The 15130-nt window shown below is 43.0% G+C and carries 11 protein-coding genes; 4 read left to right on the top strand and 7 right to left on the bottom strand.

Going from position 1 to position 15130, the window contains the following annotated elements; all coding sequences use genetic code 11:
- Positions 1-60: 60 nt before the first annotated feature.
- A complete protein-coding gene (locus PBT90_RS04010) occupies positions 61-1161 on the top strand; it encodes a Gfo/Idh/MocA family protein (RefSeq protein WP_264809100.1) in 1101 nt (366 codons plus the stop codon).
- Positions 1162-1567: 406 nt separating this feature from the next.
- Here PBT90_RS04010 and PBT90_RS04005 read toward each other — a convergent pair whose 3' ends face one another.
- The 5 genes from PBT90_RS04005 to PBT90_RS03985 form a co-directional block, all read right to left on the bottom strand.
- Positions 1568-2371, bottom strand: coding sequence for a 3-keto-disaccharide hydrolase (locus PBT90_RS04005; protein ID WP_264809099.1), 804 nt, complete (start codon positions 2369-2371; stop codon positions 1568-1570).
- Positions 2372-2453: 82 nt separating this feature from the next.
- Complete coding sequence (locus PBT90_RS04000) at positions 2454-3356, bottom strand: diacylglycerol/lipid kinase family protein (RefSeq protein ID WP_264809098.1); 903 nt, start codon at positions 3354-3356, stop codon at positions 2454-2456.
- Between the two features lie 13 nt (positions 3357-3369).
- Entirely contained in the window at positions 3370-4335 is a 966-nt protein-coding gene (locus PBT90_RS03995; protein WP_264809097.1) for an App1 family protein, read from the bottom strand.
- Between the two features lie 337 nt (positions 4336-4672).
- Entirely contained in the window at positions 4673-5725 is a 1053-nt protein-coding gene (locus PBT90_RS03990; protein ID WP_264809096.1) for a M42 family metallopeptidase, read from the bottom strand.
- A gap of 113 nt (positions 5726-5838) precedes the next feature.
- Entirely contained in the window at positions 5839-7722 is a 1884-nt protein-coding gene (locus PBT90_RS03985; RefSeq protein WP_264809095.1) for an amidophosphoribosyltransferase, read from the bottom strand.
- Between the two features lie 317 nt (positions 7723-8039).
- Between PBT90_RS03985 and PBT90_RS03980 the strand changes: the two genes are divergently transcribed.
- Both PBT90_RS03980 and PBT90_RS03975 read left to right on the top strand, forming a co-directional pair.
- Positions 8040-8384 carry a hypothetical protein gene (locus PBT90_RS03980; protein ID WP_264809094.1) on the top strand — a complete coding sequence of 115 codons (345 nt, stop codon included), beginning with the start codon at positions 8040-8042 and terminating at the stop codon, positions 8382-8384.
- 82 nt (positions 8385-8466) lie between these two features.
- The gene (locus PBT90_RS03975; protein ID WP_270131699.1) at positions 8467-9879 is read left to right on the top strand and encodes a sigma-54-dependent transcriptional regulator; all 1413 of its coding nucleotides are present in this window, start codon (positions 8467-8469) and stop codon (positions 9877-9879) included.
- 2 nt (positions 9880-9881) lie between these two features.
- Here PBT90_RS03975 and PBT90_RS03970 read toward each other — a convergent pair whose 3' ends face one another.
- Both PBT90_RS03970 and PBT90_RS03965 read right to left on the bottom strand, forming a co-directional pair.
- Positions 9882-12386 (bottom strand): hybrid sensor histidine kinase/response regulator, encoded by a 2505-nt coding sequence (locus PBT90_RS03970; RefSeq protein WP_264809092.1) that lies wholly within the window; start codon positions 12384-12386, stop codon positions 9882-9884.
- Between the two features lie 45 nt (positions 12387-12431).
- A complete protein-coding gene (locus PBT90_RS03965) occupies positions 12432-12974 on the bottom strand; it encodes a DsrE family protein (protein ID WP_264809091.1) in 543 nt (180 codons plus the stop codon).
- 323 nt (positions 12975-13297) lie between these two features.
- Here PBT90_RS03965 and PBT90_RS03960 point away from each other — a divergent pair, with 323 nt between their 5' ends.
- Positions 13298-15127 (top strand): hypothetical protein, encoded by a 1830-nt coding sequence (locus PBT90_RS03960; RefSeq protein WP_264809090.1) that lies wholly within the window; start codon positions 13298-13300, stop codon positions 15125-15127.
- The last annotated feature ends 3 nt before the right edge of the window (positions 15128-15130 follow it).

Raw genomic sequence — 15130 nt, 5'->3', positions numbered from 1 at the left:
TGTGTATTAGTGATTTAGTTTTTCATAAATTACCGCTCAAACCAAGCCCAACATCCACCCATGCTACAAAAAATCAGTATTTGCCTGTTTCTTCTTTTTTGCTACCAAGTCAGCTTTGCGCAGCACAAAAGAACAAAAATCGGAGTAGCAGGTCTCACCCATGGACATGTAGGGTGGATTCTAAATGCGAAGGACCGGCCTGATTTGGAAATCGTAGGAATAGCCGAACCGAACCGGGAACTCGCCAAAAGGCTGACCGAGCAGCATGGAATTTCCATGGATCTGGTCTTTGACTCTATGACTGAGATGCTGGACAAAACCCAACCAGAAGCAGTCACCGCTTTTGGGAATATCTATGATCATTTGGCGGTGGTAGAAGCCTGCGCGCCGCGTGGAATTCATGTAATGGTGGAGAAACCCCTAGCAGTAAGTCTAGAACATGCCGAAAAAATGAAAGCTTTGGCAGAAGAACACGACATCCATCTGATCACCAACTATGAGACCACATGGTATCCTAGCACCTTCAAAGCTCAGGAACTCTTGCAGGAAGGGGCCGTGGGTGAACTGAGGAAAATAATCGTGCGAGACGGGCACAAAGGACCCAAAAAAATCGGGGTAAATGAGGAATTTCTGGAATGGCTGACCGATCCTAAATTAAACGGAGGCGGAGCGATTATTGACTTTGGCTGCTATGGGGCAAACCTGGTCACCTGGCTCCACCAGGGTAAACGCCCAAATTCGGTCACCGCGGTGACTAATCAATTACAGCCTGAAAACAACCCAAAGGTGGACGATGAGGCCACTATTATCCTGAATTACGAGGAATCACAAGCTATTATTCAGGCTTCTTGGAATTGGCCTATAGGCAGAAAAGACATGGAAATTTACGGACTGACAGGTGCTATCTATGCAGACAATCCTACTGATCTGAGGGTGAGAATAGCGGAAGGTTACAGTGACTATGAGGAAAAATCCATGAAGCTGGAATACGAAAACAGTCCTTTTGAGGATCCATTCACCCTGCTGCTGGCAGTGGTCCATGGAGACCTGGAACTGGAAGAATATGCGCTTCCTTCATTAGAAAACAATCTGATCGTGGTAGAAATCCTATCAGCTGCAGTAGAAAGCGCCAAATCAGGCAAAACTGTGTATTTGAAGTAAGAAGTATGAAAAGTTTGAAGGCCGAGGTCAGCATACGCTAACAATTGTCGAACTTGAATGAAGGAGCAATAAAAACGAGACTGTCTCAAAAGGCTTCTCGGTGTGTAGCTGAGCGGAGTAGAAGGCCATTTCCTGTAAACTAAGATACATTTCGACTTGGCTTAATGTGACAAACTATACTTTTGAGACATCCTCATTAGTTTAATTATAGTATTCATTCCCCGAGCGAAGTCGAGGGGAGCAACTCGTAGAATACTATTTCGCTGTATGCGAATCCTAGGAAACCACTATCTATAAAAAAAGCCGTTCGTGCGGACACGAACGGCCGCTAACTATATAGCTGACTCTAGGCTCTTAACTTTCAATTCTTGGCTCTTGATTCTTGATTCTATAATCTTGATTCTTCTCAAAGCTCTTTAATTTTCAAATTCTTAAAAATCACACCCTGACCTTCGCTCTGCAGACCTATATAGCCTTCGGTCAACGCCTTGCCATCTTCCTTGTATTTCGGATCAAAGTTATTGGCCACTCCTCCCCCAATCTGCGGTTTGGTGTACTGCAGGACCGTATCGCCATTCACCAAATGGATGACCAATGAATCTCCATATACGATCAAATCGGCTTTTACCCACTCATCCCACTGGAAGGTAGGAGAAGTAGAATTGATACAGTGTCTTGGGTCCTTTTCCCCTTCGAAAAACACATCGGTACCCGGTGAACACATGTTGCCTGTGGGTCTAGGAACTCCTTCTTTTTCCTCGGCCAGCATCTGCCACTCCACAGATATCGGCCAATCCTGCTCTTTCAAAATCGTCTCTGGAGCTTGGGAGTGAAACATCACCCCGCTGTTTCTATAGGTATAGCTAGCTGCATCTTCCAGCCATTGGTCCGTGAACCTGTATTCCCATGTCATGTGGAAAGAAGAAAAGGGCTTGTCGTAAAACAAATGTCCATAACGGTCATTAAATCCCTCATTATAATCGTCATAGTTCACTTCAATCGCTCCATCCACCACCCGAAAAGTATTTTGGTAATTGTCACCCGTCTCGTGATGGTAGATTTTCGGCGTCCAGCCTTCCAGGCTTTCTCCATCAAACATAGCGATCCATTCTGATTCAGGCTGAGGCAGCTGCTTTATTTCTGATTTATTGGTGTTGCAGGAGAAGAAACTCGTCGCGATCAAGCTAGCTGCCAGTAGTTTTTTGAACATGAGATTTTTCGTTTTATTTAAAAGCTAAAAAGTAAGATACACAAATCTACTTTTTTCTTATCCTACTTTGGGATGAGTGTATTCAAACTTCAGAAGTACGGCAGTTATCAAAGGATTTACCCACCAAAAAGTTAAATGCATGCTTATGAATCTTGGCCTGAATGGATTTAGGATGGTTCATGACTTCTCCATCAATCTGAAACTCGGCTTCATGATGATTGATGATTTCACACTCCTCCACCTGCCAAGTCTGCACATTCTCCATTTCATCCAGATCACCCTTAAAAAAAGCTACGGTCATTTTCAAGAAATCGTCAGCGGTCAAAGGATTAATGGAGATCACCTCAAATTTCCCATCGTCCATCACTCCACTGCAATTCACTTTGGCTCCAGTTCCATACTGGTCTCCGTTTGCGATAACCATCATTTTTGAAGAAAGATCTACTTCTTCTTCACCAAATTTCAAAGTGAAATTTTTGGGCTCCGCAGAGAAAAGTTCAGAAAGGGAGTTCTTCACATAGCCCAGCATACCGCGGGAATCGTCGTCTTCAAATTTCCGGATCATACTGGCATTCATCCCAAAATCCGCCAAATGAAGACAGATCTCCCCATTGATATCGATAGCGTCAATCGCTTTCACCTCATGATCTCGTACAGCCTCCAAGGCATCAGTCAGCACCTCTATTCCCAGGCATTTGGCCAGCCCATTTGCGGAGCCAAGCGGAACCACACACATCGGAACCGAGCTTGATTTCAGCGCCATAGCTGCCATTTTCACGGTACCATCTCCACCTCCTACCATCACCAGATCGGGCTGATATTCCGTTAATTTTTTCTGGATTTTTTCGGGGTCATTTTCACCGGTAGTTTCCACAAAGTGAAAATTATACAGCTTAAGTGAGTCTTCCACTTGAGCGAATAGCTCCTCCTTTTGGTAATTATTATCTCCGGAGATGGGGTTCAAGATAAACAGGCAATTTTTCATTTTTTCCATTGGACTAGTTCTCTTTCATTTCCTGTTCCAGTATCGCTATCGCCTGCTCTGAAGTCTCTACAAAATGAAAATTTTCTGTGGAGATCTTTTCTTCCAATTGTTTTCTTCTAGCCGGATCAAATTTCCCCACCAGCCTAATAAAAACCCCCTTCACTCTATTGGGATACTTTTGTACCATGTCAGCATAGATCTCGGGGTCTTCCTGTCCGCTATCCCCTATCAGGTAAAAAGCCATCTCTGGGTACAACTTAAATAGATGAACGATCTTTTGATACTTGTGCTGGTGGTCACCACCACCGGATTTCCATACATTTTTCAGGTTTATATGCTTGTCCTTTAGCAATAATGGACCATCGGGGATATGCCGAAACCTCAGGAAGTCCTTGATCAAATCAAACAGTGACCAATCACTACTGGATACGTAAAACATGGGGAGTTTTCCATTCTCGGTCAGTTTTCTGTAAAAAGAAGAGACACCGGGTAAGGGTCTTCGTGTTAAAGCATTTTTAGATACAGATAGCCAAAACTTCCTCCCTAAATCCGTAGAATGTGAAATGATCACCGTATCATCTATATCAGAAATCACTCCTGTAGCCCCCGAATAGCGTAGCACCTCCAGGTGCGCGACGGGAGAATTCTTAATTTCTGGGTGGACTACCTGAAAGGTGACGATTTCATTTTGCGCGGACTGAGCCGGCGAATCCCCAACCTGCAACTCAAAGACCCCATCCTGGTCCGTTTGCACCACATAGGTTTTATCCTGAAAAATTATTTCTACGGTCATGTTAGGGACCGAAGAACCTGCATATCTTTTGATGGTCGCTAAGACATTCTTAAGCCAGCCATTCCTGGAGGATGGTCTTTTCTGCTGGTAGGCTGTGATGACGCGACCTTTGAAAAAAACCTCATGCGTATTTCCAAATGCCAAAAAAGGCTCCACTTTGATTCTATCCCGCTTGCTTTTAGTCATATAAAATTCTGAATTCCTGTTTAAGCAATAAGTGTCAAAAACCAAGCTGTAAAATACTATCTGAAAAAGCAATGTCGAATAACCGCTGCTAATCCCAGACTTTGCTAGTGAAGGACAAATGAGAGATCGCAGAGAAATACAGTTTGCTGGAAGCTAGTCTTATGCTGACTGATACTAGATGAACCCTAGCCCTTTTTTGCAAAAAAAGAAGCTGGCTCAAAAGGCTTATCGGTGCCTGCCTGAGCGGAGTCGAAGGCCATTTCCTGTAAATTAGAATACATTTCGACTTCGCCCAATGTGACAAACTATACTTTTGAGACAGCCTCTTGAATATGGACTAGTGCTTCCAATCGTACGAATCGACTTGCTCCAGACAAGCTTTTAACAAGGCAATGGAATCGGCAATATCCTTCTTGTGCGCCATTTCTATCACCTGATGCAGGTGACGTGTAGGAATGGAAATCGCCCCTGCTATAGCTCCCTGCTTGCCCATGCGCTGCACACCGGCGGTATCAGTACCTCCAGCCACTAGTATTTCTGGTTGCCAGGCAATAGTTGCCTTGTCCGCAGTCTGTTTCATAAACTCCACCATTCGATAATCGCAAATGGTCATAGCATCCATAATTTTGATTGCGGTTCCTTTACCTAGCTCGGTGACTTTTTCGTGAGCCTGAGCCCCTGGTACATCAAAAGCAATCGTGGTATCCAGCGCGATCCCAAAATCGGGATTGATCCCGTGAGCAGCTACATTTGCTCCTCGCAGTCCCACTTCCTCCTGTACCGTAAAGGTGGCGTATACATCATAAGCTGGGTCTTTTAGCTCGCGCAAAGCTTCCAATAGGATAAATACCGCTACTCTATTGTCTATAGATTTACAGTTCACGCAGTCCCCCATCTCAATAAGCTCCCGGTCTCTGGTCACTGGATCCCCCACAGAAATGTACTTTTCCACTTCTTCTTTTGGCATTCCCAGATCAATGAAAAAGTCCCTGGTCTTCGGTAGTTTGGCGCGTTCCTCGGTAGACATTACGTGAATAGGCTTACTGCCCATCACACCTACCAGATCCTTTTTACCATGCACGATCACCCGCTGAGCTGTCAAGGTTTTCGGGTCAAATCCCCCCAAAGTATGGAACCGCAGAAAGCCATTGTCATCTATATGCGTGACGATGAAACCGATTTCGTCCATGTGCGCAGCCACCATCACCCGCTTTCCGTCTGGATTTCGTTTTCCCTTTTTGATAGCGATTACATTCCCTATGTTATCAGTTTTCACTTCATCGGCCAGTGGAGTCACCAGCTCGATTACTAAATCTCTCACTCTTTTCTCGAATCCGGGCGCACCGGCGATTTCACATATTTGCTTTAAAAGAGATACATTTATGTCCATAAAATACAGTTTAGAATTTGAGTTGAAGTTAAGAAAATTGGGGTTCTTCAAACAAAAAACGGCACCAGGATTGCTCACTGTGCCGTTTTTTGTTTGTTTCTATAGTTGAATTTCTAATACGCCCGTATGGTTTTGCCTTCCATAAAATTGGCAAACGCCTTATTCACTACCCGGGTACCTCCTGTGGTAGGGTAATCACCTGTAAAGTACCAATCTCCAAGGTTATCCGGACAGCAGGCATGCAGATTTTCTACCGTCTGATAGATCACTTTTACTTCAGCTCTGATCTCCGGATTGGTGACGATTTCAGATATTTTCTCCGACACTTCATCATCTGTAAATGAGCTGTAAACTCCCTTCACAAAATTCTCCGGAGACAAGGGTTCTGCCACACAAGCTTCGTATATCTCATCTAGCTTATTTTCTATTTTTCGCTCCTTGAGCAAAGCCAAAGCGGCTCTGAAAGCAATAAACTCCTTCATTCTGGACATGTCTATGCCGTAGCAATCCGGGAATCTGATCTGTGGAGCTGAAGAGACGATGATGATTCGCTTTGGGTTCAGTTTATCCAAGGTAGTCAGGATGCTTTTCTCCAAAGTAGTTCCTCTTACTATACTATCATCAATCACCACCAAGGTATCTACGCCTGGTTTGATCACCTCATAGGTGGTATCGTACACATTGGCCACTATGGAGTCCCGATCATCGTCGTTGGTGATAAAGGTTCTTAATTTGACATCCTTACTGACTAGTTTTTCTACTCTTGGACGGAAGTTCAGCAATTCGTCCAGATCACCCATATGAGGCTTTCCGTCCAATATCACTTCTCTCCTCTTAATAGCCAGGTAATCTTCCAAGCCCTCTATCATGCCCAGAAACGCAGTTTCTGCTGTATTGGGGATGTAGGAAAAAACAGTGTTTTTCAAATCAAAATCAATAGCCTTGAGAATCTGCGGGATCAAAGCTTTGCCTAGATTTTTGCGTTCTTGGTAGATATTTGGATCTGTACCTCTTGAAAAATAAATCCGCTCAAAAGAACAGGATTTCTTCTCTCTGGCAGGCATGATTTCAGATTCGTCATAGGAGCCATCCTTATTGATCACTAAAGCGTGTCCGGGTTTAATTTCCTTGATGGCTTTAAAATCTATATTGAAAGCAGACTTGATCGCCGGCTTCTCTGAGGCAACCACAATCACCTCATCATCAGCATAATAAAACGCAGGACGGATTCCAGACGGATCCCTTACCACAAAGGAGGAACCGTTTCCCACGATGCCTGCCATGGCATATCCACCGTCAAAATCCCTGCATGACCTTCGGAGAATCCTAGCCAGATCCAATTCATTTTCTATCACCTGAGTGATCTGCTCATTGGAGTACTGATGCTTGTACTTGTCAAAAATCCGCTGGTTTTCTTCGTCAAGGAAATGCCCGATTTTCTCCATTACGGTGACGGTATCTGTTTTCTCTTTAGGATGCTGTCCGAGCTGTACCAGTTTATCAAAAAGTTCCTCCACATTGGTCATGTTGAAGTTACCGGCCATCACTAGGTTTCGGCTTCTCCAGTTATTCTGCTTGAGAAAGGGATGGCAGGTTTCTATGGAATTTTCCCCATGTGTGCCATATCTCAGGTGACCTAACCACACTTCCCCTGTAAAAGCCGTATTCTCCTTCAGCCATTCTCCGTCTTTCAGCGCATTTTCACCTCCGATTTTCTTGGCTTTCTTGAATTTCTTATTGATTTTATCAAAGATAAAATTGACCGCTGAAGGCTCTACAGACCTATATCTACTGATATATCTGGTGCCTGGCTTGGTATCGATCTTGACATTGGCGACTCCTGCACCATCTTGTCCTCGATTAATCTGCTTTTGCATCAGGACATAAAGCCTATTGGAGGCAAAGGCAGCCGACCCGTATTTATCGATATAATATTGGGCTGGCTTTCGCAATCTGATCATTGCTATGCCGCATTCGTGTTTGATAGCATCACTCATGGAGTAGGGCAAATGTTATTTTGAAGATTCAAAGGTAGTAGTTTTTAGAAGATATTCAGGCCAAAATAAGTTCTCTTTACTTCCCATTTCTTTGGCAACACTTCATTCTTTTGATTTATCTCAAATCCCTTACTATGAGGCAAAGCCCCAGGTCTCATCAGTACATTATGATGCATAATTCCCCAGGTAATTCAGAAATATTCTGTGTTTGTACTCCTCACCATACTAAAAATACACCTGGCACAGCTATAGCAATTGATACCTAAACTGCATAGGTCTAATATTTTTATTATATTCCTAAATCATAAAGTAAAGAAATGCTCACCCTAAAATTAAACAAAGACATGTTCAAACCTTTGATTATCATATTCTTAATCGCGAGCACATCCATAGCTGTAGGACTTCCTCTACCCGATTGGAACAGTGAAGAAGTAATCCAAGTGATGCAGGAAGAGAAATTGAAAATCGATGCGGATGCGCTCCCTCCCCGAGTAAGAGGAGCGATCGCTGCCGATAGCAACTTGGCAGGATTCAGTATCGCTGAAGCTTGGCAAATCCCCCAAGTGGACGGCAAGTATTTATATGAAGTGAAATTCGATGACGAATCCGAAGATAGCATCACCATAGTGTACAATCACCTAGGTAAAGTAGTGAAGAAATAGTTGCTCAATCTCCTAAGTAAAAAGGCACCCGGCTCATGTCTGGTGCTTTTTTTGTTTATTAGGCTTCCAAAGAATTTAATTCATGAAGCATATACTATTAGTAGAGGATGACCTTACCTATTCCAGGATAGTCAAGACCTTTCTAGAGAAAAATGGATTTAAGGTCCAAACTGCTATCAAAGTAAAGGAAGCACAGCAGCTTTTTACCAGTTCTAAATTTGACCTGATCATTGCCGACTTCAGACTACCAGACGGCACTGGCATGGAACTTCTGCAATGGTCTAAAGCCAACTACCCTCAAACCCAGGTGATACTGATCACGCACTACTCTGATATTAGAATCGCGATCAAAGCCATGAAACTTGGGGCTTTTGAATACATCACCAAGCCAATCAATCCGGATGAACTTCTAGCTACCGTAAATGAATCCCTGACCTCTAGGGTTGCAGAAGAGTCCGCTCCTAATACAATAAGCAACCCGGCCCCTTCTACCAACACTCCGAAATCAGAAACTGCAGGGTCTTCCTATGTGATAGGCTCTTCTCCAGAAGCAGAAAAATTGGAAAAACATATTCAAGTGGTAGCCCCTACTGACCTTAGTGTACTAGTGCTAGGAGAAACAGGAACGGGAAAGGAATTTATATCCAGAAGGATCCATGACCTTTCACCAAGACACGATGGGCCTTTTGTAGCCATAGACTGTGGCGCATTGCCAAAGGAACTGGCAGGAAGTGAGCTGTTTGGTCATGTCAAGGGAGCCTTTACAGGTGCCCTGGAAAACAAAACAGGGCATTTTGAAATGGCGAATGGAGGCACCATATTTTTAGATGAAATCGGAAACCTGAGCTATGAGGTACAGATTCAATTACTTCGTGCCATACAGGAACGAACCATACGCAAAATCGGAGGAAACAAGGAGATTAAAATAGATGTCAGAATCATAGCTGCGACTAACGATAACCTGCTGATCCAGGCTGGAGACGGACATTTCAGAGAAGATCTTTACCACCGCTTAAATGAATTTACGCTGAGTGCCATTCCTTTGCGAAGCAGAAAAGATGATCTGGAAGATTTTACCGCTCAGTTTTTGGCAGAAAGTAATCAAAGGCTCAATAAAAATGTAAAGGGTTTTACCTCTGAGACCTGGGAAATATTCTTGGGCTATGACTGGCCCGGCAACCTGCGCGAACTCAGAAATATCATCAAGCGGGCAGTACTCTTAACCTCTGGGGAACTGGTCGAAAAGGAAGCTCTGCCCGCAGACATCTACGAGCCAGCCCATGGCACTGGCAGTCAGATCGGAACTACCCTAAGTTCAGGCAAAAATGATCTCCCGTCCCCAAAAGATTACAAATCTCAGTGGATCGAGCAAGAAAAAGAACTGATTCAGAAGGTTTTACAAGACACAAAGTTCAACAAATCCAAAACAGCTCGAATCCTGAAAATGGATAGAAAAACACTGTATAGCAAAATGGAAAAGTACGGTCTGGATTAATGTCAGGCATTCACGGCCTTGGCGATGGTCTCGGACAGTGCAGCCAAAAGGATATGAAGCTCATCATCCAGTTGGTTTAGCAGCTCTCCGAGGCCATTTTTATTTCCAATTTTCAGGTTGTTTTCGATTCTTCTGGCCACTTGACCTGTAGGGCTTTTGATCTGCCCAAGCCGGCTTCCTAGCTGGTGACAGATTTCTAATATGCGATCAAAATCCTCTGCCTTTCGTGCGTGACGAAGTTTTTCCTGGTCATTTTTGGTTTCTGAGATTAACTCCTTCACGATATCCTGCAGAAGCATTTCATCACCCATGCAGAACTTGGCCAGATCACTCAGCTGAAACAGTGCATTCTCGGCTTCGGTTAGGACTTCATTTTTCGCCTCATCAGTAAGTACTCGCTCAGGGAAGAACTGACCTAGGCACTGGATGAGGATTTTTTCCTGAAAAGGTTTGAAAATGATATCCGTAAAGCCATTTTCCATCATTTTCTCGCGCTCCTCTACAAACACATTCGCAGTCATTGCCAAGATTGGCAAATCGGCATACTTCGGGTTTTCTCTTAATTTACGTACCACTTCAAACCCAGAAAATTCGGGCATCTGAATATCCAAAATCGCCAAATCAAAATCCACTTCCACAAATTCATCTCTGAAATTTGCCCCTCCAGGGTAAGCTATGATAGAGGCTCCAAAATAACTCAGGATGGTCTCCAAATAGCGAATCCCTACCTTATCATCATCCACCAACAAAATCTTCAAACCTGTAAGGTCCAAAGAAACGATCTCATCGGGATCGAAATCGGGAGTTTGGGCTTCTGTAGCGACCATAGGAAGCGTGACTTGCATGGTAGTGCCCTTGCCTTCCTCACTTTGCACCTGTATCGCCCCTTCCATAAGCGAAACCAGCCTATGCACAATCGCGAGTCCCAAGCCAGTGCCCCCATATTTTCTGGAAATCGAGGTGTCAGCTTGATCAAACTCCTTAAATACCCGCTTCAATACTTCTTCTGACATGCCTATCCCAGTGTCCTTAATCTCTACACTTAGGACATTGTCTCCCCATGTGACTTTGACCTGAATGCCTCCTTCGGTAGTAAACTTGAAAGCGTTGCTCAAAAGGTTATTGAGGATTTGTTTTAAGCGCAGCTGATCCCCGATTAGCCATTTGTCCTTGGGTAGTTGAAGCTGCCAATTGAAGGCAAGTTTCTTGTCCGCAGCCTGCAATTCAAAAAAGTTTTGTAGTGAGGCAAAAAGTGACTCGGGATCAAATGCGTGGGCTTCCAGTTTCAGCTTACCTGCTTCCAGCTTGGAAAAGTCCAGCACTTCATCCACGATTTCCATTAAGGTATCAGAAGCAAAGCCTATCATTCTCAAATGGGACTGTTGTCCGCTATCCAGCTCAGACTTTTCCAGCACAGATTGATAACCTTGAATCACATGGAGAGGATTTCGGATTTCATGGCTCATATTGGCAAGGAACTCCTGTTTGGAACGGGCCAGCTGCTCCGCTTTACTCTGAGAAATCTCCAGGTTTTCCTGATATTTTTTGGTCAGTTTGATCTCTTTCAAAATAGAGTATACTAGCACCGAAGTCCCGAGGATAGCGAGCACTACTATGCTGATCAGCATGAAAATCATGTCATAGGTCAGCTCAAAGGCAGATTCATTTTTCTCATTAGACTCTTCTACGGCCCGGTTTTGCAGGGTGGTCACCAGGTTTTGAATAGTAGTAATGATTTGCCTTTGGCTGGAAGAAATATCTGCTTCCATTTTGGCCAACCTTTGCCGCTGGTAATTTTCTTCCCGATTTACCCGGTTGATAATCCCCTTCAGGCTATACAACACACTGTCCAGGTCACGTTCCAGCGGAAGGTTTGAATTCCGCACATTTTGCCGCTGCAGGTAACGGAGGTATTCTACCGATTTGTCCTCTTCTTTGGTGATTCTATCGGTCAACAGCTCCTGACGAGAATTCATTTCCTGCTCTAGCTCATTGAAAAGATAGTCTTTGGGGTTGATCGTTTCCAATGGCTTGAGCTCTGCGCTGGTAGCTCTGCGCCGGATCCCCAATTCTACTTTCCGAAGCGCTTCTTCGGTAAAATTGCGACTGGCCATATTTGATTTTACCTCATATAGGTCTATGTAGCCCAAAATGAGGGTATCCAGATTGGTATGAACACTTTCCAGATACTTGTATTCTACTGAATCCTCTGCTAGTGAAGTCAGCTCAGAGAGCTTGTTTTTCAAAGATAAAATACTGGAATCCTGCACTCTAAAATCCGTAGTGATGCCGGACTGATCGATTTGGGTAATCCCGATAATCTCGGCCTGCAACTCATTGAGCAGGGTCATTTTCTGGTTCGGAGCAGCCAGCTCCTCCATAGTTCCCAGTAGACGATTAAGAGTGTAGTAGGTTAAACCTGCCATTCCGATTAAAAAAATAGCAGCCAGGGAAAAGCCTACGACGACTTTTCCTGCGGTACTAGTGCTTGGGGATTTTTTTTTCATGTAAAACACATTACCCCAGGAACCAATAATTATTCCAAGTGGGTATTAAAATTTTAAGTAGGTGTAGCCCTGTGGTATATACGTAGTTATGGTAGTCAAAGCTGAAAGTGCCACTTGAACCCCCGGGTACAAATCGCTCTTTGCCAATCGGCGCGCATGCAGCGACTGCCCACAGACCAAAACTTCCACTCCAGCCTCCTCCAGCGCATCATAAACAGGGATATTGGGATTGTCCGTACCGAATCGCTTATTGTAGGCTTCGTCACCCAAAACGGTGAAAATAGCACCGCCATGCACCACCACCTTTATGTGCATGCGCTCCTTCGGAACACCGGCAAGGCCATGAAGATTCATCATGCGCGCCACATTATCCACCCAGCGGCTAATTTCAGCGTTTTCGGCTCCACCCGTAGTCATATCTATCAAGATGAAGTATTCCTTGGACGGATCTGGTTTTTCAGTAGCATCCGGCACTTCATATATCCCCCCAAAACCTTTTACAAGTGGATATTGGGCAGATTGCGCAAAAGAAAACTGAGAAGTAAAAAGTGCAAAGCAAAAGATAGCCGAAGCGAATAAACGTGTCATAGATCTGTGATTAGGCTGAAAATGTAAGGAAAATATTGAGGAGGAAGGATGCCGATGGTGGAAAAATCCTAGGTAGTAAAAAAGTAATTATGATTTGTCCTATTCGAAGAAAAAAAGACAGAAATAATCTCAGATGAGCTACACTAGGCGAAATCAACTCCTAACTACCTGATATTGTGTTGCTCAAAGATAATTAATTCAGTTCAGATTGCTATATTTCAGATGAGATAGGCCAATTATTCTAAAAGACGATAAAGCTATTGTTATTTATCGGGGGCCATCTAACTCTTTGTGTTTTCACTTTTTATAAAACTTACTTAGCCATGACTATTCGAAAATTCAAAATTGAAATAGAAGGACTATTCAAAGGAACAGGAGTAATTGACCTAGATGAGGCAGACCTAAATATCACTTCCTCTGCCCTAGGATCAGTCATTATTTCAAAACCAGATTCTAATCCTGAAAAACAATCTGAAATTATTGATAAGAGGGTTAATATTCAAAAATATGGAATCCAACCTATCGATTCACAATTAGAAGGCCTTGAATTTAAGGGATGTTTCAACCCAGAAACTAAGAGACTTACAGAAGATGGATATTGGGTTGGGTACGATACTGAAGTCTTTATTATTAAAATAAAGAATGGAGTGCAGACTAAAGAGCCGGTCATGAGTGTTATTGGATCTGAGGAGTTCAACAAGTTAGATCTCTCCGAAATCGATCTTTACATCCCTAAAGGAACTTACATTCTCCTTCAAGGGCACGGAATGAATGCACTTTGGTATCAAAAGGCCAAAAGCATTTCAGGTGAAGGCACATTAATTGGAATCAATTCGCACAATAATTCAATATTTAATAAAATAAATACTAAAGTTGAAGGTTTAACTCTTAAAAATATAATAATTGATAGTTCGCCCAATAAGGATGAAAATCAGCTATTAAAAAATTTAACCATTCACTTAAACCCATTAGAGAGGAGTAGAAACCCTATCACCGTAGACAGTCTAAACTCAACAATTGTGGCAGAAGACGTTACCATAGATACTGAAGCTGACTTGAGAGCAGGTTTTTACATAGATCATGCGAAGAAAGTCAGCATTAAAAACTCTATCATAAAGGCTAATTATGCTGATAATGGCATCAGAGTTAGTAGAGTACTCGAAACGTGCGAACTCATTGGCAACACCTCAGGCAAAGGGTTTAATACAGCTTTTCAAGCCTCAGCCAATCGGGAAGCTTTATCAATTGGATATAAGTTTGATCGCAATACTGTAAATGAGGTATTAGAAGAAGGTGCTGGGTTCGATTCATACGCAAACTCTATGAATCTAATACCAGTCATTAGCAAATTCTACATATCTAGCGCTTCCAAGGTAAATGACGGCGTATTAGTGGAAATAGATTCGCTATATTTCATAAATGAGATAATTCCGGGAAAAAAGTACCAAAATAAAAAAGTGGATGCAGATTTCGTAGGAGATCCCCGTAATTATCTTCTGGTTCTAGATAATGAATATAAAGATTTTAAAATTATTTCATCCGAACCTTTCAATGACGGTAACTCTTTAAAAATACTTATTGAGGGGGATTACATTCCTTCTAAAGGAACTGAAGGCTCCTTAGTAACAGGCTTTTATAAATGCTCAATTTCGGAAAACTGGATAAATGGTGTGGTTCCTAAGACTAATCAACCTGGTCATGCATTGAGTCTATGGGGTGGTGGTTTTTATAATGTGATCAAAGGAAATACAGTTAACGGAGGACGAAGTGGGTTAAATATGGCCAGCCTTGGAGCTTTCGGTGTAGAATCACCAGACTATTTTTGTCACGCAATCGGAAATATTATTGAAAAAAACAAAATTCACAAAACTCAGAATGCTTTTCGCATCACCAGTGAATATAGCCGACGAAAGGGATATGCAAACCAGTTTATCGATAACGAAATATATGAAGGAGAATTTTTGATAAATAACCAGTTGGAGTTCCAAATGCGTGGAAACATACTATCGGGCACCATCGGCCTAATCGAGAATGTGGAAGGAACAATGGAAGGGGGCCAACTTATTGACAGTATAATCACAATTAAAAACAGTCCTAACCTCAAAATAGGCGATATAGACCTAATTGGCAGTTCAAAAATCAATAGAGTTTAGTTC

It is taken from the genome of Algoriphagus sp. TR-M9 (genome assembly GCF_027594545.1).
Lineage (GTDB): Bacteria > Bacteroidota > Bacteroidia > Cytophagales > Cyclobacteriaceae > Algoriphagus > Algoriphagus halophytocola.
The sequence above is the reverse complement of the archived record's forward strand: the minus strand, read 5'-3'. Positions and strand labels throughout refer to the sequence as shown.